Origin of the sequence: Ruegeria sp. ANG-R, assembly GCF_000813985.1 — a bacterium.
Lineage (GTDB): Bacteria > Pseudomonadota > Alphaproteobacteria > Rhodobacterales > Rhodobacteraceae > Ruegeria.
In genome coordinates this window covers 117,419-138,590 of the sequence record NZ_JWLJ01000002.1, presented here as the reverse complement: position 1 = coordinate 138,590, position 21,172 = coordinate 117,419, and the positions used below count along the sequence as shown (strand labels likewise).

Below are 21,172 nucleotides of genomic sequence, written 5' to 3'. Positions count from 1 at the left end.
GGATATTCCATGTCTCATTTCAGTTCCGTCATTATGGGCAACGAAAGCCTCGTTATTCAGTGTGGAGAGATCCTTCTGGATGGCAATCACAGCATCCGCGCCGTCGTCACACGAAATGAGGATGTGCGCCTCTGGGCAACGAAACATAAGCTTCCCGTGATCGCGCCGGGGCCGGGCCTCGCAGACAGACTGAACACCCAACTAAGGGGTGAACGTTTCGACTGGCTGCTTTCAATTGCCAATCTGGACATAATTCCCGAGGCGCTGCTGCAGATGCCTGACAGGGGGGCCGTGAATTTCCACGACGGGCCTTTGCCGGAATATGCCGGACTCAACGTTCCGGTTTGGGCCGCTTTAGCAGGCGAAACTGAACACGGGATCAGTTGGCACCTCATCGAAGGCGGCGTGGACGAAGGCGATGTAATAGCTAGCGCCCGCTTTGAAGTAACTGAGCGCGACACAGCTCTGACGCTCAACACAAAATGCTATGCCGCTGCCATCGATAGCTTTCCCACCGTAGTGGCTGAATTGGCCAAACCAGAGCCTCAACGGCAAAAGCAAGAGCTTTCGAAACGCGGCTATTTCGCTCGGGATACCCGGCCGCAGGCTGGCGCCCGACTTGACTTCACGCGCCCTGCTGTCGAGCTTGAGCGGCTGATACGCGCACTGGATCACGGGGATTACTGGAACCCGCTCTGCATTCCGAAGTTCGAGGCCGGCGGGCAGGTTTGGCTGGCGCGTGCTGCACATATAGCCACCGGCGCGTCAGGTGCCGCCCCTGGTGCCGTCCTCGCAGCCGATGGCGAGATGTTGTCGTTAGCCACTGGTGCGGGTGATCTGGTTCTGACACAGATTACAGATTGCAATGGCAAACATGTTCCACCTCAGGATATCACTCGCGTCGGAGCAATCCTGCCCAGCCCGACGGCGCAGGCCATGCAAGAGCTCGACGCAGCACTGGCACCTCTTGCCGCAAGCGATCCTGTTTGGCGAGGGATACTGGAGGCGGTCATCCCCCCCAACCTGCCGCTGATCACGGCGACGCAAGGGGCGCCTCAGCCTATCGCGCGGCCCGTTGTCGTTCCGGACGGGGTGGGCACGGCCAGCGTACACGCCGCCTTCGCCTTATTGGGTACACGGCTCTCAGATAGCGGGAGCATCGATCTTGCCCTGCATGTACCGGCACCATCGGGCCCGGGTGCGTCCTATATCACTGATTGGCGGCCTGTGCGGCTTATTCAAAGCGACAGTTTTGCGGCCATGACCAACGCCCTTCAAGATGCCTGCGCCGAAGCGCAAGATCGTGGCCCCTTCGTCGTTGATCTCATCGCGCGTCTGCCGGGTGGCGATGTGCCTGCCCTGCCGGAACTTGGTCTGTCCAACGATCCGGAAGCAGGGCTGGTGCCCAATACGGTGCTCACCCTTGCGATGGACGCCCAGGGCAGGGCGACACTTTTCGGGGATAAATCCCGGATCAGTGATGCTGTGCTCGACCTCTATGCAGCACGTCTTTCACATCTTCTGACACACTTGAATGACAGCGACACGACTTCAGCTCTTCCGATCCTGCCAGAAAGTGAACGCGAGAAGCTTGTCTCCAAGTGGAACAGGACCGCAACCACCTATGACCCTGAACTCTGCGTACATCAGGCGTTCGAGGCGCAGGTTGCACGCACCCCAGAAGCCGAAGCGCTCGCTTTCGAAGGCCAGAGCCTGAGTTACGCCGAACTTGATGCTGCTTCAAATCGGATGGCCCACAGGCTTATCGCTATGGGTGTGACTTCTGGCACCATTGTCGGACTGCATCTGCCACGCTCTGCAGAACTGGTGATTGCAGCTTTGGCCATTATGAAGGCTGGCGGTGCTTATCTACCGATTGACCCAACCTATCCATCCGAGCGCACGGCACTGTGCATTGAAGACAGCCGAGCCGCAGTCATAGTCACCGATGCCAAGAATGATACCGCATTAACAAAGGGCAATGTCCAGATATTTGATGTCGCCAGCGATTTGAGCGCCGAGCCCGATACAGTACCAAACACCGGGGTGACCGGGGCTGATCTGGCTTACGTGATCTATACATCCGGATCGACCGGGCGACCGAAAGGCGTAATGGTCGAACATCGCAATGTCATCAATTTCTTTGTCGGCATGGATGAACGGATTGATCATGGCGAAGGCGATGTCTGGTTCGCAGTCACCTCACTCAGCTTCGACATTTCCGTTCTGGAATTGTTTTGGACGTTGGCTCGTGGATTCAAAATTGTCCTGTCTGGTGACGAAAGCCGCGCTCAGGTCGCAGGTGACGTACCAACAAGCAAGCCGCTCGGAGGTATGGAGTTCAGTCTCTACTACTGGGGGAATGATGATGGTGTTGGCCGGGATAAATACCGTTCGCTGTTGGAGGGGGCAAAGTTTGCCGATCAAAACGGGTTCTGCGCGGTCTGGACACCCGAGCGTCATTTCCATGCCTTTGGTGGCCCCTACCCAAACCCGTCGGTAACCGGTGCCGCGGTCGCAGGCTGCACCAAAAACATCGGCGTCCGCGCAGGCTCTTGCGTGGCACCACTACATCACACCGCTCGTATCGCCGAGGAATGGGCGGTGATCGACAACTTGACAAATGGGCGCGCAGGTCTGGCCATTGCCAGTGGCTGGCAGCCTGATGATTTTGTGTTGAGGCCTGAAAACACGCCACCCGAGAACAAGCCCGCGATGTTCCGCCAGATCGCCGATCTGCGTAAGCTCTGGGCAGGTGAGCCGGTGGAGTTTCCGCGCAAAGATGGCGAAATGCACGCCGTCATCACCCAACCACGCCCAATCTCGCCGACCCCTGATCTGTGGGTCACCACGGCTGGCAATCCCGAAACATGGCGCGAAGCGGGACGCAACGGTTGCCATGTGCTGACCCACCTTCTGGGCCAGTCGATTGGCGAAGTGGCTGACAAGATCAAGATCTACCACGCAGCATTGCGAGAGGCAGGTCACGACCCAACACGCTTTAAAGTGACGTTGATGTTGCATAGTTTCCTTGCGGCAACCCGCGACGAGGCACGCGAGATCGCTCGCGAACCGATGAAGGATTACCTGCGCTCGGCCGCTGGACTAATAAAGCAATATGCCTGGGCCTTCCCTGCCTTTAAGAAACCCGAAGGCGTCGACAACGCCTTTCAGCTCGATTTGGGTAGTCTCACTGAAGAAGAACTGGAAGGCATACTTGATTTTGCCTTTGAGCGTTATTTCAACGATAGCGGCCTTTTCGGCACGATCGAAGATGCGATGGATCGTGTCACGCAGGTCAAGGCCATCGGTGTTACCGAGATCGCCTGCCTGATCGACTATGGCATTGCCGTGGACACGATCTTGCAGGGGCTGGAACCGCTGGCAGAAGTGGTACGTCGAGCGAATGAAAGCACTGATCCCGCCTCTGATGACTATTCAATTGCAGCGCAAATCGCCCGGCATAACGTCACGCATCTTCAATGTACGCCCTCGATGGCGAGGATGCTGGTGATGAATGACGAGGCTGGAGCAGCCCTGCATACGGTCAAACATCTGATGGTTGGAGGCGAAGCACTACCAGGCGCGCTGGTGGGCGATCTGACAAAGCTTACGAGCGCCCGGATTCAAAACATGTACGGGCCGACCGAAACCACAATCTGGTCTACGACCCACATCGCGCAGCCAGACGAGGGATTGGTCCGTATCGGTACGCCCATTGCCAACACGCAAGTCTATATTCTGGACGAAGATATGGCCCTGCAGCCTATCGGCCTCGCGGGTGAGCTTCATATCGGCGGAGCAGGTGTCACACGTGGATATTGGGATCGCCCAGAACTGACAGCCGAACGCTTTGTATCCGATCCCTTTGCAGACCACGCTGGCGCACGCCTCTATCGCACCGGAGATTTGGCACGTTGGCGGATGGACGGCACGCTCGAGTTTATCGGTCGCACAGATTTTCAGGTAAAGCTACGCGGCTATCGGATTGAACTGGGCGAGATTGAATCCGCCATCGACCAACTTGAAGGAATTCGCCAGTCCGTCGTTGTTGTCCGCGAAGATCAGCCAGGTCTGCACCAGCTTGTCGCGTACTTGCTGGCGGACACCGAGGTGGAAGAGATAGCACTCCGAACCGCTCTCGCCGGACACCTGCCGGCGCATATGATCCCGGCGCGTTTTGTGCAGCTCGAATCCTTCCCGCTTACGCCCAACAAGAAAGTGGACCGCAAAGCACTGCCCGCACCGGCCCGCACGGTGGCTCCAAAGACACCCGCCCGCACACAGCCCACTGAAACCAATGTGCAAGCCGGGGATAAACCTGCAACAATCAATCTTGACGAAATCACAGCAAGTCTTGCAGCGATTTGGACCGAGACCCTTGGGGTTGGCGACATATCTCCGCGAGACAATTTCTTTGATCTGGGCGGTCACTCCTTGTTGGCGGTGCAGGCGCACCGGGAAATCCGAACCAGACTGGCGGTGCCGAAACTGTCGATAACCGATATCTTCCGTTTTCCCGTGTTGAGTGACCTCGCAACGTCAGTACACGACAAGTTGGGCGGTGCTGGTACAGCGATGCCGACATCCAACCCGGCACCTGCGGAACCAGCACCAATAAATACAGAAAACGCCGCTCCGGAACCCGGCACAGGCAACGCCAGGGCCGATGCGATGGCCCGTCGCAGGGAGATGCGCGCGCGACGCGCGCGGCAGCCCGGCCGATGATCGACCTAACCGAACTGAACCGGGTTTTGCGCCGACTAGTCGGCGACACGGTAGGGATCGGTGTAGGTGATCCGCGATATCCTACTCAGCCACTTTGGCCCGAGGAGGAGGTTGCCGCTGAACGTATGACCAGGAAGCGTAGAAACGAATTCACCGTCGGCCGCGAAGCGGCGCGCGCCGCCATGATTGATCTTGGTCTGCAACCAGCCGCCATATCCATGGGACCGGACCGTGCACCCATATGGCCCGCTGGGCTTACAGGTTCCATTTCACACTGCAATCACGCCGCTGTTGCACTTGTCGCTAACATCAATCGGAACCTATCCATAGGGGTCGATATTGAGGAGACCACACCTCTTGACCCGACGATTTGGGAGACCGTCCTGACCAGCGAAGAACTGCGTTGGCTGGCCGCACAACCAAAAAACTCCCGTGGTGATATTGCAAAGCAAATGTTCTCTGCGAAAGAGGCCGTCTACAAGGCACAATATCCGCTGACGGAAACGTTTCTTTCCTTTCAGGATGTCAGTTTAGCGCAAAACAGGCAGGGTTTCGTCGCAACAGCGCGCGGACCTGAAATCCGGCTAAAACCGCAACAGGTGTTCTGTGAGGTCTTCGAAACGTTAGTGGTTTCAATCGTTGCGTGCCCGATCAGACAAGGCGTTTCAGCACTGGCCCAGATACAATCTATTATGGAGGGCGGCACCGATGGTGCACCAAGACTCGTCAAGAATAATTAAACGCATCAAGGTCGTCATCCGTAATCAAATTCGGCGCCAGCTCGCACCCAAGATGTTCGCTTTATCAAAAATTGGAATGCGACCACACAGGAGCCCCAAAGCTGTGCCACTCTTGCCTGGCAGACGGCAACTTCTGACCTAAAGGCATACGATTTGCTATTTAACTCAACGATTTTCCTGGTTTTTCTGTTTGTTGTCGTAACGCTGCACTATGGGTTACCCCTTCGCTGGCGTCGCTATTTCCTGCTGCTGGCAAGCTATGTCTTCTACTGGTACTGGGATGTTGAACTGTCGCTGCTTCTGGTGGCCTCCACAGCGGTCGATTATTTGTGCGCCCGCACAATCTCGCGCTCACCACCCGGGGATATACGCCGCAAGCTTGCCCTCTGGGTGTCCTTGACGTTCAATCTTGGCTTGCTGGGACTCTTCAAATATGCCGATTTTTTCTCGAGCACCATCGCGGAAATAACCGGTGTAACACCCTGGCCAGCATTGGATCTGATCCTGCCACTAGGGATCAGCTTCTACACTTTTCAAACCATGAGCTACACGATTGATGTGTATCGCGGAAAGATACGTGCGTTTGAAGATCCAATTGATGTGGCGCTCTATGTATCGTTTTTTCCACAGCTCGTGGCCGGACCGATTGTACGTGCAGACGTACTTGTGCCGCAGATCCACAAAGCGCACAGACTTGATCCGGTTTTGTTGCGGGCCGGCATCGCTCTGGTCGTATGGGGGCTTTGCAAGAAAGTGTTGTTGGCGGATTCCATGGCACCCATTGTCAATGAAGCCTATGGCAACGTCGATGCCATGTCCGGACTAGCCCTCCTCAGCGCGACTTATGCGTTTGCCGCACAGATTTACTTCGATTTTTCAGGCTATACCGATATCGCGATCGGCTCTGCGCTGATGCTGGGCGTGAAGCTGCCAAAAAACTTCGACTCGCCATACCTATCGCTATCTATGGGTGAGTTTTGGCGACGCTGGCACATCTCACTGTCCACGTGGCTAAGAGATTATCTGTATATCTCGCTTGGCGGAAGCAAACGGGGAAGTGCACGCACTTACATCAACTTGATGATTACCATGTCGCTTGGCGGTTTATGGCACGGCGCCGGTCTGAATTGGCTTGCATGGGGCATTTTTCTCGGCTCAATCCTGTCACTTGAGCGCATGCTCGGTATCGCGCACAGACGTGCCAACTCCATATCACTTAGGCTGCTACAATGGTTTGTTACCTTTCATCTGATTTGCTTTTCATGGATTCTGTTCCGCGCTGCAGACCTTGAACAAGCCAAAACAATCATGCATCGGATCGCTGTCATGGCACCGGGATATGAGTTTTCGCTGGGCTGGCCCGTTGCCATATTGGCGGTCCTGATCGTGGTGGAGCTGTTAGGGCTGCGCAAGGTTTGGGTCGCCCGCTTCCGTGCGTCACCTCGTCTGGCCTTTCTCGCTGCACTGGCTACCTGCCTCATCTTTCCGATGATCTACAGTGGGGCGTCCAACGTTGAATTCATCTATTTCCAGTTCTAGGGTCTGCACATGGTTTCTCGCCCCAAAAACTCTCCTGACCAAAGTGCAGAACTAAGTGGCCCACGCGCATTAAGCCAAGCGGTACTGCGTTTCTTGCGAACGCAGACGGGATTGTTGCTCGGTCTGGTTGCGATCGTTCTTGGGCTGGAAGCGGGGTTGCGCCTGTTGCGCCCACAGATGGCAGACCTTGTTTACGATGCCCGTCGGACAGGTGGTCATCCTGTCATCTTTTCCGACACCGGCTGGCGTCTGCGACCTGGCAATGCTCCGCCCGAGCCACCGACCATTCTGGGACTTGGGGATTCTACCACATTCGGAACAGGTGTTGCTGCGGAAGAAACCTGGCCGCTGCGGCTACCCGCCTACCTCGAAGGCGAAAGCGCCACGGCGAATGCGGGTCAGCGCGGCGGTGATCTGCGCCAGATCAGCTCGGGGTTGGAGGAACTTTGGTCCACTCCGCCCCCTCAGACCGTCATATTACTTGTCACCAGCAACATGATCGGCTTCACCGAGTTTCGAAGAGGAAAACCCGGTTTGGGCATTCCACAGGTCGTTGAGGCGACGCGGCGGCAGGCAGCCCGACCGCAGACCCTGAAGGACCAACTCTCTGCCACCATTCGCGGAAGCGCACTGTGGAAGGTTCTCAATGGCAGTGTGGAAAGCCTGAAGTACGCATTGGGCCTTCTCACCCATCGCGCTGACCCCAATGACCCCCTCAGCCCCCTCCTCGCTTATGGCTGGCAACAACCGGATTTGCCCGCAGGCTATTCGCAGCGCATGTGGGAGAACTTCGAGTTGGAACTGGCAAAGCTGAACCGGCTGGCCAAGCGCAACGACATATGCGTGATTGTCGGTTTCCTCCCTTCTCGCTTTATGCTGAGCGAGCGTTTGGCCGACAATGTCAAATTTGTACCCAAGTCACGGCTCAGCGTGGATGCACCAAAGCGTTTGGGCCAGATCGCTGCCGACTTCGACCTCCCTTACCTCGACTTGACCGAGGCTTTTCGTGCAGCTCGGGCCGAGCATCCACCATACACTCACCCTTATTATATTCCGTACGACTATACGCATCTTGATGCCGCAGGGCACGATCTCGTGGCAAGAAGCCTCGCGGAGTTTCTGAACACCGGAGATCGGTGCACATGACTCGCATGGCCTTGTATTCGGGTATTTTGACACACGGTCATAACCACATGATGTTGAGGTTGGAAGCCTCAATGCAGCGCCGGTTTTCTCACTTGAAAAACATCGGAATCCCGGGCGTCATCCAGCCATGACATTCAAAACGAAACCGAAATTGACAAAGACAGCGCCCGGTGCAAAGACACCTATGACAAGCTGCGGTCAGGTGTGCCGACTTTCAGGGTCGCAAGCCGCGCGGGCCATGTGGATCGGATATGAATTTGTCTGAACAGAAGGTCAGGAAGCGTAATGCCGAGATACTTTTTTGTGCAACCGGATGTAACGCGACCGGTTGGTGGAAACAATGTGTCACTGCAGTTGGTGAACCTGCTGCGCGAAGCGGGATACGAGGCCGCCGCGCTCAACGCTGCCAGTGACTATGTTTATCCATTCTTCAAAAGTACACAGCTCCCTTACTACTATCCGCCGCTTTCCAAAGTCACCTATCAGTTTTTAGGGCGCCGGGCGCGTCTCAAAGCTCATCTCAAAGGTCTTCTTTCCCGGCGCGAAACCGGCCCAAATCCACTTTTGACATTACGCCCAAGCGACGTCCTGTTACTCCCCGAGTATTTGTACCCTGAATACAGCGCTCTGTTTCCGCAGAACAGAAAGATACTATTTGTTCAGGATGTCTACGGATTCTGCTTCGCACTACAACGCGATCTGAAAAACGGTACCAATGCTCTTGATGATTTTGAGGCAACTATAACCACTTCGGCAGCTGCCCAATCCGCTGTCGCTCAGTTTACAGGCCTTGATAGTTTCTTGGTTTCTCAATCCGTGACGCGTCCGGGGTTGGACTCAAAGGCTTCCAAAAAACGCCAAATTGCTTACATGCCGCGAAAGCGGCCCAAAGAAATTACCACCCTGTTAGGTTGTTTGCGCGAGAATCCAGCCCTGGAAGGGTGGAACTTTCGAAAGATTGAGAATGTCTCGCCAGAGGAGTTGGATAACATCTTCAATGAAAGCCTGATCTTTCTTTCTTTCTCTTATCGGGAAGGCTTTGGATTACCCCCTGCCGAGGCGATGGCCGCCGGGTGCCTCGTAGTTGGATATACAGGTGTCGGGGGCGAAGAGTATTTCCAGCCCGATACCGGATTCCCGGTTCTGGACAGCGATATCGTGGGGTTCGCGAAGGCCCTGGAAGGCATTGTCACCGAGTATGACAGCGACCCCGCTCGCCTTGATCAACTCCGCGCCAACGCAGCGAAAACCATCTCCGACCGCTATAGCCCCGACACCATGCGCAGTACCTTGTTGTCAGCCTGGCAACAGATTGATGCGAGGCTTTCCACCTGAGAACAAACTTGGCTGCCCCGGCACAATCTACGAACAGCAGTCGTCATTCAACTGATGTATTAAACAGCGTTTAGAAAACCGCTTGGATCTGTGCCCGAACCGCTCAAGCGATCAGGAGGTCCGGTCCGCAAGGATACTGTCATAGATGGCAACGACTTTGCGGGCTTTCACCGGCCAAGTGAATTCGTCGGAAACGCGCTGTCGCGCCTTTACGGCCATATCTGACAAAACGCTGCGATCTGCAACAATGCTGTCCAGAGTTTGCCTTAGTGTACTAACAATGGCAGCTTTAGGAGCGATGGGCACAGCAAAGCCCGTCTCTGGCGTTACCAACTCTGACGGTCCCGCGTAGTCGACAATCATCGGCACGAGACCCAAGGACATGGCTTCCAGCACTACCCCACCGCCAAACTCCCGGATCGAAGGGAACAGCAGGATATTGGACTGTACCGCGATATCTTGCACCACTTCATGCGGGACTTTGCCATGAAATGTGACCGTCTCGGCAAGCCCGTCTTTCCGGACCTGCTCTTCGATTGTTGCGCGCATGGGGCCATCTCCGATCACATCAAGCCGCATCGCGCCGCTGGCGAGATGCTCTCGGGCGGCCTCGACACCCATATCTAGACCCTTGTATGGCACGAGACGCCCAATGAAGACTGCACGCAACGGACCGTCGAGGTTTTGCCGGGCAACGCGGTTGAATCGAGTTGTGTCGATGGCGTTCTCGGGAATGTAGTGAACTCTGTCCTGATGTTTCTCGGGAATTTCACTTGCTGTATGCTTCGAGCCGGCGATGAAAGCTGACGTGGCGCTCAGCATCCGGCGTCGCCCCGGCATCGCTTTGTAGGCACTGCGGACATAAGACAGCCATTCGCGTTCTCGGCGGCGCTCGGCGTCAAACCCTTTTGGCCAGGGTACGCCTCCATTTATTGGTCCGACAACAAATGGCACGTCGGCAGCTTCACATTTTGCTGCGATAGGTGACACCGTGGTCGGTGTCAGCGGGGTGACCCGGTGAACGATATCATACCCACCTGCCCGAATCTCCGGGCCGAAACGTTTCCAGACAAGATGTTCGAAATAGGGATAGCTTAGCGCGTTTATGGCCGTATTCATCGTCCAGCCCTTGCCGCGCCCCATACGCAGTACCTGCGCCAGCTGATACATGGGCTTTGCCACGGCTTCGGAGTCGATAATGGTGAAATCCTCTCCCTCCGTGTATCCCGCCCGCAAAATGGCGTCGCGATTTCGAATATGCGTCACAAGGTGCACATCCGCCACTTCCTTAAGCGCATGGCAAAGAGACCAACCAACAAGCGGAACACTAACCCACTCAGGGTTTGCGGCCTCAGCGATCAGAAGAACGCGGGGGCTTGTCACCCGAGCAGGGTTCTGCCGAATCTGCGACATATGACTTTCCTCTGTGTGGTTACACCTTGGGGTAACACAGCCTCTGAAACCGAAAAAGCGTCAAAGACCTCGCCGGGAAAACTGATCTGTCGAGCAGCATTCACAGAGATGCGGAAGAATCAAAAATCGCGAAGCCAGCCCCTCGCGGGTTGCGCCGTGGCCGCCCTATTTTCGCTGATCTGGTCGCCGTAGCCAGAGAAGGCGAATGGTCTCCGTGATCTTCGCTACGCGGATCACATAGTGCACGCCCCAAACTCCGAACGCCTGCCCTGTTGTCAGTTTGGAGTTCCTGAGGAGATTTTTCAGCGTCTTGAACGATGGGATCAGTTTCTGCACAGGCGGGATGTAGTTCACGAACCCCCGTCTTGCGTTGCGGCGCAGTCGGGCGCCTTCGATGCGGCGGGCCTTGGTGATGTGGTCAGCCAAACTACCGCGTGCCGGATGGCGAACAATCGCACGTTCAGCAAATATAATAGGCTCGCCCGCCGCTTGCGCGCGATCATTCCATTCCATGTCGCCGCCGGACAGCACCGTATCATTGAACCGGCCGATCCGATCCATAATGCTGCGGCGCGCAATCAGGTTGGCTGTAACCGCGCGTCCACGCTCCACCCACTTCTTCTGCTCCAATCCCAGATGAACATCATAGAGCTCGGTGGTCGTCCAGTTCTGGCCATTCGGTATCAGCACAACATTTCCGCCAAAGCGGCCAACCGTGGGGTGCTCCTGTGCGATCTTCAGCCCCGCCTCCAGATAGTGCGGGTCGGGCTGGCAATCGGAATCGGTGAAGAACAGCAAATCTGCCGCAGCCTGCTCGATGCCCCGGTTTCGGGCCGCGTAAGAGCCAGGCTTTGCCTCGCTCAGTATCCGCGCATTCGCGGGCAGGCAAAAGCCCTCAGGCACGGGATCGGACGGGTCATTGTTGACCGCAAGTATCTCGAACCGATCCGCGCTCAGCGTCTGACTGGCCAACCCGTCAAGACACACCTGTAACTGCTTCCAGCTCTGATAAGTTGGAATGATAACGGACGCACTCAGGGCCGAGGGCGCAGGTGCGGTATCGGGCTGATGGGTCACGCCGGGATCATTCCGCTTTGATCGCGTTGGAATACTGATGGTCATACAGAGTTTTGAACGGGCCCGGTTTTTTCAGCAACTGCGTGGCGTTGCCCTGTTCCAGAACCTCGCCGCTCTCGATCACTACGATCTTATCCGCGTGCATGATCGTCGACAGCCTGTGTGCCACGATGATGGTCGTGCGTCCTTCGGTCAGACGGCTCAGCGCCTCCTGCACCAGGTGTTCGGACTTCGAATCCAGCGCACTGGTCGGTTCGTCCAGCAGCAGGATCGGGCTGTCGCGCAGCAGCGCACGCGCAATTGCAAGGCGCTGTTTCTGACCGCCGGACAGAAAGGCACCGTTTTCGCCGACCATGGTGTCAAAGCCCTGCTCCAGCGTCATGATGAAATCATATGCATTTGCGGCTTTCGCCGCTTCAATCACCTCCTCCTGCGAGGCGCCTTCACGACCAAATCGGATATTGTCGGCGATGGAGGATGAAAACAGGAACGTCTCCTGCCCCACAAAGGACATGTTTTTTCGCAGCGATTTAAAGGATGCAAACTTGATATCCTGCCCATCAATCGAAACCGAACCGCTGGTCGGATCATATAGGCGCAATGCCAAGTTCAGTATGGTTGATTTGCCTCCGCCGGACAGGCCAACCAACGCAGTGGTTTTGCCCGCCTCGAATGTAAGGGAGAGATTCTTCAGAATTGGATCGCGACGACGGTAGCCGAACGTCACGTCGTTGAACGCGACCTCTCTAGGTCCATCGGGCAACGCTTTGGGATTGGCATCCTCCGGCAAGGTTTCAGGTTCGTCCAGCATCGTGAACAGCATTTTTACCCGACGCAGACCCAATTCCATCTTGACCCGCACCTTTGTCAGCCGCTTCGCGGGCTCATAAGCCATCATCACAGCGGTGACGAACGACATCAGTTCACCCGGTGTTGAAGCAGCCGCGCCAAACAGCTTGCCTGCACTCAACCCGATGACGGATGCAATTGCAAAGCCCGCCAGAATATCGGTCAGTGGGCTTGTTGCGGCTTGTAATCTGGCAAGCTTGTTACGGCGCTTCTCGACACTTTTCACGGCCGAATTCATCTGGTTTGCCATGCGCTCTTCCAACCCGAAGGTCTTAACGACACGAATGCCGGCCGAAGTCTCCTGTATGACCTTCATGATCGCGCCCATCCCCTGCAGTTCCATATCTGCCATCTCTCGGACTTTACGGAGAAGTTTCCGGACCCCCAGAACTGCCAAAGGACCAACGATCAGAGTAAACAGGGACAGGATCGGTTGTTGATAGAACATCACGGCCAGCAACCCAATCAACGTGAGCATGTCACGCACGGCGGTAGTGACCATGATTTCGATGACCGTGCGCGCGGCCTGGGCGGTTTGCGTTACTTTCAGCAACAAGTCCGAGCTTTCGGTCAAATTGAAGAATGATACGCCCTGACGCAAAAGCTTATCATACAGCTTGATCTGCTGTTTCGAGACAATCCGGTTCCCGGCGCGTGTCAAAGCCACGATTTGCACATACGTTGCCACGCCTTTGACCAAGAAAATTGAAAACACGGCCATTGAAACGCCCAGAATCTTCGCCGAATTCTCACTGTCGAACAGCGAGTCCACAACGTCGCGCATTATAAAGGCGATACCGGCGGTGGTCGCAGCCACAAACACCATTGCGATTATCGCAATGATATAGGGTACCATTTGTTCCCGCATATTCTCGGCCAGCAGCCGCCACAGGACGGAGTCACTCAATACTGCCGCAAATTTTGATTTGATCTTTTGCAATGCACATGTCCACTGTGATCAGGGTTGAGACAGGCCGGTTCTGACCCGCTCCTAAACCGTCCCCGCTAGATAGTCGCCCCCTCCCTATAGAGCAAGCCCGCACCGGATCTTGCCTTACTCCGCCGCTTCGATGCGCAACACCCGAACTGACGGGTCGACACGCGCATAAGCCGCCAGCACCCGCCCCGACCACTTCTGCGCGATATAGTCTGCCATAAAACGGGAAGGCGCGATCAGGGTCGCCTGACCCCCCGCCCTCTCGGCCTCGTTCAGATGCTGGAACCAACTGGACCAGAGCTCGGGATCTCGACCATGCAGAAGCGATTGAACCTGTGCCCAGACATCCTCGCCCTGAGGTGGCGGGATCGCGGGCTTGGTCTGGAAGGGAACGACATTGGTGTCCTGTGCCGGCTCCTGCTGCATACGATCCTGAAAATCAGCGCCAATCACCGGCCAGATATCAGCAGTGTCCAACATGATCTGCTTGAGGTCGAGCTCATACACCGCGACCCGTCCCCGCGCAGCCGGTCGTTTCACCGTAATCCAACCCGCGCTGCGCAATTTCGCCATCTCGCGCTTGACCGTACGTTCATTCACGGACCACAGCCGTGCAATTTCTTCCCGACCGATCGACAGTTCATTGGAGCGCCAATTATACCGGGTGGTGATCAACGTTATGATGCGAAGAATGCTGCGATGACGATGTTTGTCGCCCGACAAGGCGTGAACAGCCAGTGCCGACAAAATATCATACTTCAGCGCCGGCGCATTTCGACCGACCGGTTTCGCAACCTGCATTGGTGTCCTCACCGCTCTTTTCAGCCTCATGCGGGTTGATCCCGCTTTGAATGCGTCGTTTCCCAACGCTTTTCCTGATTGTGCCCTGATTAGCGTCCAATCATTCGATTCTGTCAAGAGGTCGTTGAGATTGAGGTCGTTGCGGCGGCTGCTTCATCATCAAAAATAAAAAGAAATGGGTGAAGTTATGGTGATGGGGGACATCCTGAATGACCCCCCTATGGGTCTATTATGTCCCCCTATATCCCGTTAGGTAGGCCAAAGCGTCCCCCTAAATCTTGTTCCACAGCGTGATCCCAGCGCTGGCGAATCATTTCGGCTCTCCGAATCGGTTCATGCTGTGTAAGCCCTTATTTTCTTACCCGTGGGTAAGGCGGTAACCTTACAATAATTTCTTTTGCCAAAAGCGCAAATCGGGCGTAAATACTAATAACGAGAAAAATAGCGTCCAACAAATGAGAATTGAGGCATGTACACGCACGAAGACCTGAACGCATTGCGTACCCAGTCCCTTAAACTTCAGGGATGGATTCGCCAGCAGACCTTTAGTCCTGAAATGGAGAAGACCCTGCGGCGGTTTTCAAGTTGGGAGGTGTCTGAGCTGATCTTTAAGGTGAACCAGTCGACCTTCAGGGGGAAGCTGGCCGCCGACCCGTCGTTACCCGGTGGCGAGGTGGAGCCGGATGGACGCCAGCGTTGGTTCAGTCTTGAGGAAGTCAACGAATTGCGGCGCCGGCTCAAGGTCAATCGCAAAGCGCTTACACCCTCGCGCCCTGCAGGCAAGCGCGCGGTTCGGGCCGCAGTTGCCAACTTTAAAGGCGGGGCCGGTAAGTCGACCGTTGCATTGCACCTTGCTCATGCGGCGGCTCTGGATGGCTATCGTGTCCTTGTGGTGGATTTCGACCCACAGGCCACGCTTAGCCATTCGATGGGTCTGACCGACGTTGCCGAGGACTATACAGTCTGGGGCATCATGGCGCGTGACCTGATACGCGAGACGGCGCGTATGAATGATCGCCCTGCTGCCGCAGAATCCGGAACCGCCCTTCCCCGTCGCGAGTTGCCGCCCTCGATCACCGACATGGGGCTTGGTGAGCTGCGCATATCGGACTTCATCAAGAAGACCTCTTGGTCGACAATCGACGCGATCCCGTCCTGCGCCAATGCGGCCTTCGTGGAATTTGCTTCGGCGCAGTATCGACACCTGAATCCCGAATGGTCGTTCTTCGCGGCGGTTTCCCGTTATCTGGATCAGATACCTGATGATGCCTATGACCTGATCTTGTTCGATTGTCCGCCGGCCATCGGTTATCAATCCATGAATGCGGTGTTTGCCGCCGACATGCTTTATATCCCGTCGGGGCCAGGATACTGGGAGTATGATTCAACAACCTCTTTCATCGGTCAGTTGGCCGAGGCGCTGGAAGACCTGGCCTACGGTTTCGACAAAACATTACCCACGGGTAAGATCGGTTTGCCAAAAACCTTCTGTGAGGTTCGGTTTCTGCTGACACGCTACGAGCCTGGCAATGCTCTGCACACAGCGATGTATGATGCGTTCCGCAAGGTGTTTGGCGAACACCTTGCCGAGCACCCGGTTGAAATGACGCGCGCGGTTGAGCAATCCGGCCGTTTCCTGAGCTCGGTCTATGAGATGGACTATCGTGAGATGACGCGGGAAACCTGGCGTCGCGCGCGTTCGACTTTTGACAATGTTTATGAGGAATTCCGGGGCGTCATGCTATCGGCCTGGGACAAGCTGGAGGATGACGCATGAGCCGCAAACGCAGAATGTTCGATATCGACATGCCAGCGATGGAAGATATCCCGGTTGGCAAGGTTCCGGATAAAGTTCTGGAGAAGCGACGCGGACCTATGGCCGCCGCAATTTCTGAGAACGCCAATGCACTACGAGACCAGCAATCCACCGAAGATGCGATCCGGGTCGAAAATGATCGGCTGGCCCATGAGCTTGTGCGACTGCGCTCGGAAGGCTATGTTACCGAACAGATTGCGCTGTCTGATGTTGTCACCGAACGATTGAGGCGCGACCGTAAGCCTGGTCCTGATCCCGAGCTGGATGAACTGAAAGCTTCCATTCAGGATGTGGGTTTATCGAACCCCATACGGGTCGAGCGACGAGCCGACGGACAGTATGAGTTGATCCAAGGAATGCGCAGATTATCGGCATTTCGCGCACTACATGCCGAGACTGGTGACGCACGATTTGCGACAATTCCAGCGGGCGTTTCTGATGCTGCAGAGTTGGACGACAGTTATCGGCGCATGGTCGATGAAAACCTGATCCGCAAAGACATTTCATTTGCTGAAATGGGCGCTCTCGCCCGCGCATATGCTGAGGACCCGTTGAACGATTGCCCGGACGTCGACAAGGCTGTGTCAGCTTTGTTCAAATCCGCAAGCTACACCAAACGCAGCTATATACGGGCCTTTGCCAGTCTGCTTGCTATGCTGGATAAAGTCCTTATGCACCCGAATGAAATTCCTCGAAACGTGGGCGTTGATCTCAAGCGCAAACTTGATGCTGATCCGGGATTAATCCGTCAGGTCAGTACGGCCCTTATGGCCGAGCCAAGTCGTGACAGCGCGCGCGAGGTTGCAATCCTTCGTGGATTTCTGACTCAGGAGAATGCGTCTGCGGCGAAACCGAAAGCTGAAGCAGTTGGCAAACCGCGCCGCGCCAAGACTACATTCCAGGTGAGGGGCAGGGCGGGTATAGCCAAGTGCTCAGCTTCTAGTGGTCGAATTGAGCTTCGTTATGATCTTGATTTTACACGGGTCGATCGGGCGAAACTGGAGCGCGCGGTTGCTGCATTGATTGAAGACCTGCGGGAAGAGGACGATCTTACCCACGGGTAAGACAGATCGGGTAAGATGCAACTGATGCACGGCGCTGAACGATTTCGGCGCCGTGTTTCCGTTCACCCCAGCAGCTCTATCGTTGGGTTATCCGCGATGTCGACGTCATCACATTATTTCTGCGCCTGAAACATGGAGCGGCGCAAGGACAGACGCATGGCGGCCTGAATCGGGGCGCCGTCCAATGCGGCCCGGGTCAGCAAAGCCCGGGCGTGGACCATGTGGCGGCGGTACCCTTCGGGTAGATCAGCTAGTTTCAATCGGCGTTTGAAGGCCTGTACCATGACATCCGACGACAGGCGTCTGTGCCGCTGGGCCCCGGGGACAGGGAGGAACAGGGCGCCATTGCTGATATCGCCAACCTCTGTCCAATGCACCAGCGCCTAGGCCGCGCAGCTGTTGAACTCCAAGCGGAGGGCTCTCTTTCTGACTGGTCTTGGCTTCCAGCAGAGATAGCCAGACCACGCCAGTCTCGTCGTTTTTTTCAAAGACATATCCTTACGCATCAGTATGGGAATCTCGAAGCCGCGCCTGCCGCAGCAGGCATCACTTAGCATCAGCAGCGCAGGATCTCGGCAATCCGGGTATGTGCATAGCGGTTTCTTGCGGATGTTGCGGGGGGATGGGATAGCCGTATAGGGGGGCAGGCGGGGTATGGGTCCCATTCCGCGCTTATTTTCGAAGCCCAATCAATTAGACATGATAAGTACCGCCTATCATGTTTATGGAGAAACCCTACGATTGCGGTTATTATGCTCATAACCTTCTTATAATGCGCAAGAAAACCATTTGGCACCTATTTTTTGGCGCAAAATTGTAATGTTAGTTAACATCCTAATATTTCATCAATTGGGTATGAAGTAGATGAGAAGCGTCCCTTAGCTATCTCGCGCTATGGCGTTGCCCCCAATGAAGGGGCTCTGGTACTGCAATTCGAATGTCTTGTTTTTGGTGAAAAAGATGACCTGGGCCCGATCCGAGAGGACAGGCTTCTTTCGACCGGGATTGGTGGCCGCGATGCAGGGTAGGGGACAATGACCACTTCGTGCCCTAGTTACCTGTTTATAATTCTCTGTCGACGCCTTCCTAAATGTTCGTGGACCAGTTCAATTGTGGAAGCTCAACAAGATTTTTTGTTGCCGAAACCGGTTTCGGAAAACCAAATAGAGGAATGATAACGAATCCCAGTTTGTTGAAACGTCAATCACCTTTCAGAAACCGCCCTGCATCTGGAAGGGTGAAGCTGGATGAATTGGCTGATCACCTCGGTCTTTCTAAGAGCACGGTGTCTCGTGCTCTGAACGGATATTCAGATATTTCTGAATCCACGAGAAAGAGAGTTGAAGCCACCGCGCGGAAGATGGGATATCGCCCGCTCAGCCATGCGCAGGCCATCCGAACCGGGCGGGTGCGCGCCATTGCTATGGTGATCAACAGCGAAGAACCGGACCGCCACAACCCATTTCTTCAGGACTTTCTGGCAGGCGCATGCGAGGCGGCGAGCGCACTGGACTGGACAATGACGATCTCTACCGCAAAGTCCGAGAAAGACATGCTCGAAGTCCTGGGCCGGCTTGTCGAAGAACGTAAGGCCGATGGGTTTATCCTACCCCGAACCGAGGTTAACGACGTGCGCGTCAAATACCTCAGGGAGCTTAAAGTTCCTTTTATCCTTTATGGTCGCACCGGATACGGGCAAGCGCAAACGCAGGATGATACATCCTGGTTCGATATTTCCGGCGAAACCGCAATCCGTAAAGCGGTTGGTCGTCTCGTCAGTTTTGGGCACACGCGCATCGGGTTTGTGGGCAGTGATCCGAAATTTAACTACAGTCATCTGCGCAGAGATGGATATCTCGAAGGTCTTGAAGCCGCCGCATTGCCTGCCGATCCCAAGCTGATCCGGGAAGGTGCCCGCACCCGCGAGGAGGGCGCCATTGAGGCACGTGCGCTTTTGAGACTGAAACGCCCGCCAACTGCGATCGTATTTGCAACTGATCTGGCCGCGCTGGGGTGTTATCCGGTCTGCACCGAACTGGGACTTCATATCGGGCGCGATGTTTCAATCCTGGGATATGACGGCATACCCGAGTGCCAATATGTCAGCCCCGGGCTGACCACATTCAGCGTCGACTCTCAGCGTGCCGGTGAGCGCCTTGCGACCATGTTGATCCAGCAAACACGCGGTGAAGCACCCGCAGGCCTGCGGGAGCTGAGCGAGGCTGAGCTGATTGCACGCGAATCCGATGGGCCTCCACGGCTGACATCTGAGCAACTGGCCAAAAAAATCCAACTTTTGACTGATCATAACCGGGGAGGAAACCGACTATGAAACTTGCACCTGCAGCATCGCGAATAACGCTTGGGACATCGCTTGCGCTGATATTGACTGCGGTGTCGGCACAGGCGGATACGATCCGTTTCTGGACCACAGAAGAACAGCCCGAACGGCTCGCCAAGCAGCAAGAAATGGCTGATCAGTTTAAGGCTGAAACCGGCACAACGGTTGAGGTGATCCCAGTGACCGAAACCGATCTGGGCACCCGCGCCACAGCCGCTTTTGCCGCCGGAGATTTGCCGGATGTTGTTTATCACCCGCTGCAATACGCTCTGCCATGGGCCGAGGCTGGTATTCTGGACACCGAAGCCGCGACCGAAGTGATCGAAGAGCTGGGTACCAACACTTTCGCCCCCGGCGCGCTAGGTATGGCGGCGTTCAATGGTGAAACCGCGTCGGTGCCGGTTGATGGCTGGACCCAGATGGTCGTCTATCGCAAGGACCTGTTCGACGAGGCCGGGCTCGAGGCCCCAAACTCCTATGCAAACGTGCTTGCCGCCCTGGATAAACTGCACAACCCGCCCGAAATGTACGGGTTTGTTGCCGCCACCAAGGTTGACGAAAACTTCATGAGCCAGGTGCTTGAGCATGTCTTCCTCGCCAATGGCGTCACCCCTGTTGGTGCGGATGGGTTCCAGCCGCTCGACGAGGCCAAGACCATCGAGGTTCTGGATTTCTACAAAGCGATCTCGAAAGCGTCCCCTCCGGGTGAGCTGTTCTGGAAGCAATCGCGCGAGCTCTATTTCGATGGCAAAGCCGCGATGATCATCTGGTCGCCCTTCATCCTGGACGAGTTGGCCGGTTTGCGCGACAGCGCCCCGCCAACCATCAACGATGACCCAACCTCGCGCGATCTGGCCTCGAAGACTGGTATCGTCACCAACTTCTCGGGCCCGTCCAACCCGGATGGTGCCGCGTGGGGCGATGTCCGGTATTTCGGGATCACCAATGATGCCGACACCGACGCGGCAATGGAGTTCGTGAAATTTGCCATGGACGAGGGCTATGCTCAAACGCTGGCCATCGCGCCCGAGGGCAAGTTCCCGGTTCGTCGCGGTAACGCTGACAACCCAACCGCTTTCTCGGAAGCATGGGCAGAGCTACCCGTTGGTGTGGACCGTAAAGCCCCGCTGGGTGAACTGTATGATCAGGCGATGATCGACGAAATCGTTGGCGGTCTGGATGTGGCACAGCGCTGGGGCGTCGCCGAGGGTCAGTTGGCTTTGGCGTCCAAAATGATCAACAGCCAGGCCATCAACCGGGTCGTACGTCAATATATCGACGATGAGATCGAAGCCGCTGCCGCCGTTGCGGCCATGAACGAAGAGCTCGCCAAGGTTCAGTAACCTTGTGACATCTGCAGCGGCCTGTGTGCCGCTGCACCCAACC

At 55.9% G+C, this 21,172-nt stretch carries 14 protein-coding genes; 9 read left to right on the top strand and 5 right to left on the bottom strand.

The window, feature by feature from the left end; all coding sequences use genetic code 11:
- Positions 1-9 precede the first annotated feature (9 nt).
- The 5 genes from RA27_RS09295 to RA27_RS23130 all read left to right on the top strand — a co-directional run bounded on the left by RA27_RS09295 (position 10) and on the right by RA27_RS23130 (position 9,488).
- Positions 10-4,728: a MupA/Atu3671 family FMN-dependent luciferase-like monooxygenase gene (locus RA27_RS09295; RefSeq protein ID WP_039537566.1), complete on the top strand. Its 4,719-nt coding sequence runs from the start codon at positions 10-12 to the stop codon at positions 4,726-4,728.
- Positions 4,725-5,468 (top strand): 4'-phosphopantetheinyl transferase superfamily protein, encoded by a 744-nt coding sequence (locus RA27_RS09290; RefSeq protein ID WP_052265242.1) that lies wholly within the window; start codon positions 4,725-4,727, stop codon positions 5,466-5,468. Before RA27_RS09295 ends, RA27_RS09290 begins: the two co-directional genes overlap by 4 nt.
- 153 nt (positions 5,469-5,621) lie before the next feature.
- Positions 5,622-7,007 carry an MBOAT family O-acyltransferase gene (locus RA27_RS09285; RefSeq protein ID WP_039537563.1) on the top strand — a complete coding sequence of 462 codons (1,386 nt, stop codon included), beginning with the start codon at positions 5,622-5,624 and terminating at the stop codon, positions 7,005-7,007.
- A 114-nt stretch (positions 7,008-7,121) separates the two neighbouring features.
- Positions 7,122-8,153, top strand: coding sequence for a hypothetical protein (locus RA27_RS09280; RefSeq protein ID WP_152610677.1), 1,032 nt, complete (start codon positions 7,122-7,124; stop codon positions 8,151-8,153).
- A 285-nt stretch (positions 8,154-8,438) separates the two neighbouring features.
- Positions 8,439-9,488, top strand: coding sequence for a glycosyltransferase (locus RA27_RS23130; protein ID WP_052265241.1), 1,050 nt, complete (start codon positions 8,439-8,441; stop codon positions 9,486-9,488).
- Positions 9,489-9,599: 111 nt separating this feature from the next.
- On the opposite strand, the gene RA27_RS09270 is transcribed toward RA27_RS23130, so the two are convergent.
- The 4 genes from RA27_RS09270 to RA27_RS09255 all read right to left on the bottom strand — a co-directional run bounded on the left by RA27_RS09270 (position 9,600) and on the right by RA27_RS09255 (position 14,565).
- Positions 9,600-10,901 (bottom strand): glycosyltransferase family 4 protein, encoded by a 1,302-nt coding sequence (locus tag RA27_RS09270; protein WP_193746493.1) that lies wholly within the window; start codon positions 10,899-10,901, stop codon positions 9,600-9,602.
- Between the two features lie 165 nt (positions 10,902-11,066).
- Positions 11,067-12,023, bottom strand: a complete 957-nt coding sequence (locus RA27_RS09265) for a glycosyltransferase (RefSeq protein WP_082025086.1) — start codon at positions 12,021-12,023, stop codon at positions 11,067-11,069.
- Positions 11,986-13,734, bottom strand: a complete 1,749-nt coding sequence (locus RA27_RS09260; RefSeq protein ID WP_039538134.1) for an ABC transporter ATP-binding protein — start codon at positions 13,732-13,734, stop codon at positions 11,986-11,988. The genes RA27_RS09265 and RA27_RS09260 overlap by 38 nt, the downstream gene beginning before the upstream one ends.
- Before the next feature lie 147 nt (positions 13,735-13,881).
- Positions 13,882-14,565 (bottom strand): DnaA N-terminal domain-containing protein, encoded by a 684-nt coding sequence (locus RA27_RS09255; RefSeq protein WP_039537557.1) that lies wholly within the window; start codon positions 14,563-14,565, stop codon positions 13,882-13,884.
- Between the two features lie 469 nt (positions 14,566-15,034).
- Between RA27_RS09255 and RA27_RS09250 the strand changes: the two genes are divergently transcribed.
- Together RA27_RS09250 and RA27_RS09245 are read left to right on the top strand one after the other, a co-directional pair.
- Positions 15,035-16,342 (top strand): AAA family ATPase, encoded by a 1,308-nt coding sequence (locus tag RA27_RS09250; protein WP_039537554.1) that lies wholly within the window; start codon positions 15,035-15,037, stop codon positions 16,340-16,342.
- Entirely contained in the window at positions 16,339-17,445 is a 1,107-nt protein-coding gene (locus RA27_RS09245; protein WP_039537552.1) for a ParB N-terminal domain-containing protein, read from the top strand. Before RA27_RS09250 ends, RA27_RS09245 begins: the two co-directional genes overlap by 4 nt.
- 113 nt (positions 17,446-17,558) lie before the next feature.
- Here the strand turns inward: RA27_RS09245 and RA27_RS23125 are convergent, their stop codons facing one another.
- Complete coding sequence (locus RA27_RS23125; protein WP_052265240.1) at positions 17,559-17,822, bottom strand: hypothetical protein; 264 nt, start codon at positions 17,820-17,822, stop codon at positions 17,559-17,561.
- A 794-nt stretch (positions 17,823-18,616) separates the two neighbouring features.
- Between RA27_RS23125 and RA27_RS09235 the strand changes: the two genes are divergently transcribed.
- Together RA27_RS09235 and RA27_RS09230 are read left to right on the top strand one after the other, a co-directional pair.
- Entirely contained in the window at positions 18,617-19,777 is a 1,161-nt protein-coding gene (locus RA27_RS09235) for a substrate-binding domain-containing protein (RefSeq protein WP_082025083.1), read from the top strand.
- Positions 19,774-21,129 carry an extracellular solute-binding protein gene (locus RA27_RS09230; RefSeq protein ID WP_039537549.1) on the top strand — a complete coding sequence of 452 codons (1,356 nt, stop codon included), beginning with the start codon at positions 19,774-19,776 and terminating at the stop codon, positions 21,127-21,129. The genes RA27_RS09235 and RA27_RS09230 overlap by 4 nt, the downstream gene beginning before the upstream one ends.
- Positions 21,130-21,172: the final 43 nt, after the last annotated feature.

Coding starts and splice junctions, on each gene's coding strand:
- RA27_RS09295 (WP_039537566.1), top strand. CDS start 10: ATGTCTCATTTCAGTTCCGTCATTATGGGCAACGAAAGCCTCGTTATT.
- RA27_RS09290 (WP_052265242.1), top strand. CDS start 4,725: ATGATCGACCTAACCGAACTGAACCGGGTTTTGCGCCGACTAGTCGGC.
- RA27_RS23130 (WP_052265241.1), top strand. CDS start 8,439: ATGCCGAGATACTTTTTTGTGCAACCGGATGTAACGCGACCGGTTGGT.
- RA27_RS09270 (WP_193746493.1), bottom strand. CDS start 10,901: ATGTCGCAGATTCGGCAGAACCCTGCTCGGGTGACAAGCCCCCGCGTT.
- RA27_RS09265 (WP_082025086.1), bottom strand. CDS start 12,023: ATGACCATCAGTATTCCAACGCGATCAAAGCGGAATGATCCCGGCGTG.
- RA27_RS09255 (WP_039537557.1), bottom strand. CDS start 14,565: ATGCAGGTTGCGAAACCGGTCGGTCGAAATGCGCCGGCGCTGAAGTAT.
- RA27_RS09250 (WP_039537554.1), top strand. CDS start 15,035: ATGTACACGCACGAAGACCTGAACGCATTGCGTACCCAGTCCCTTAAA.
- RA27_RS09245 (WP_039537552.1), top strand. CDS start 16,339: ATGAGCCGCAAACGCAGAATGTTCGATATCGACATGCCAGCGATGGAA.
- RA27_RS09235 (WP_082025083.1), top strand. CDS start 18,617: ATGATAACGAATCCCAGTTTGTTGAAACGTCAATCACCTTTCAGAAAC.
- RA27_RS09230 (WP_039537549.1), top strand. CDS start 19,774: ATGAAACTTGCACCTGCAGCATCGCGAATAACGCTTGGGACATCGCTT.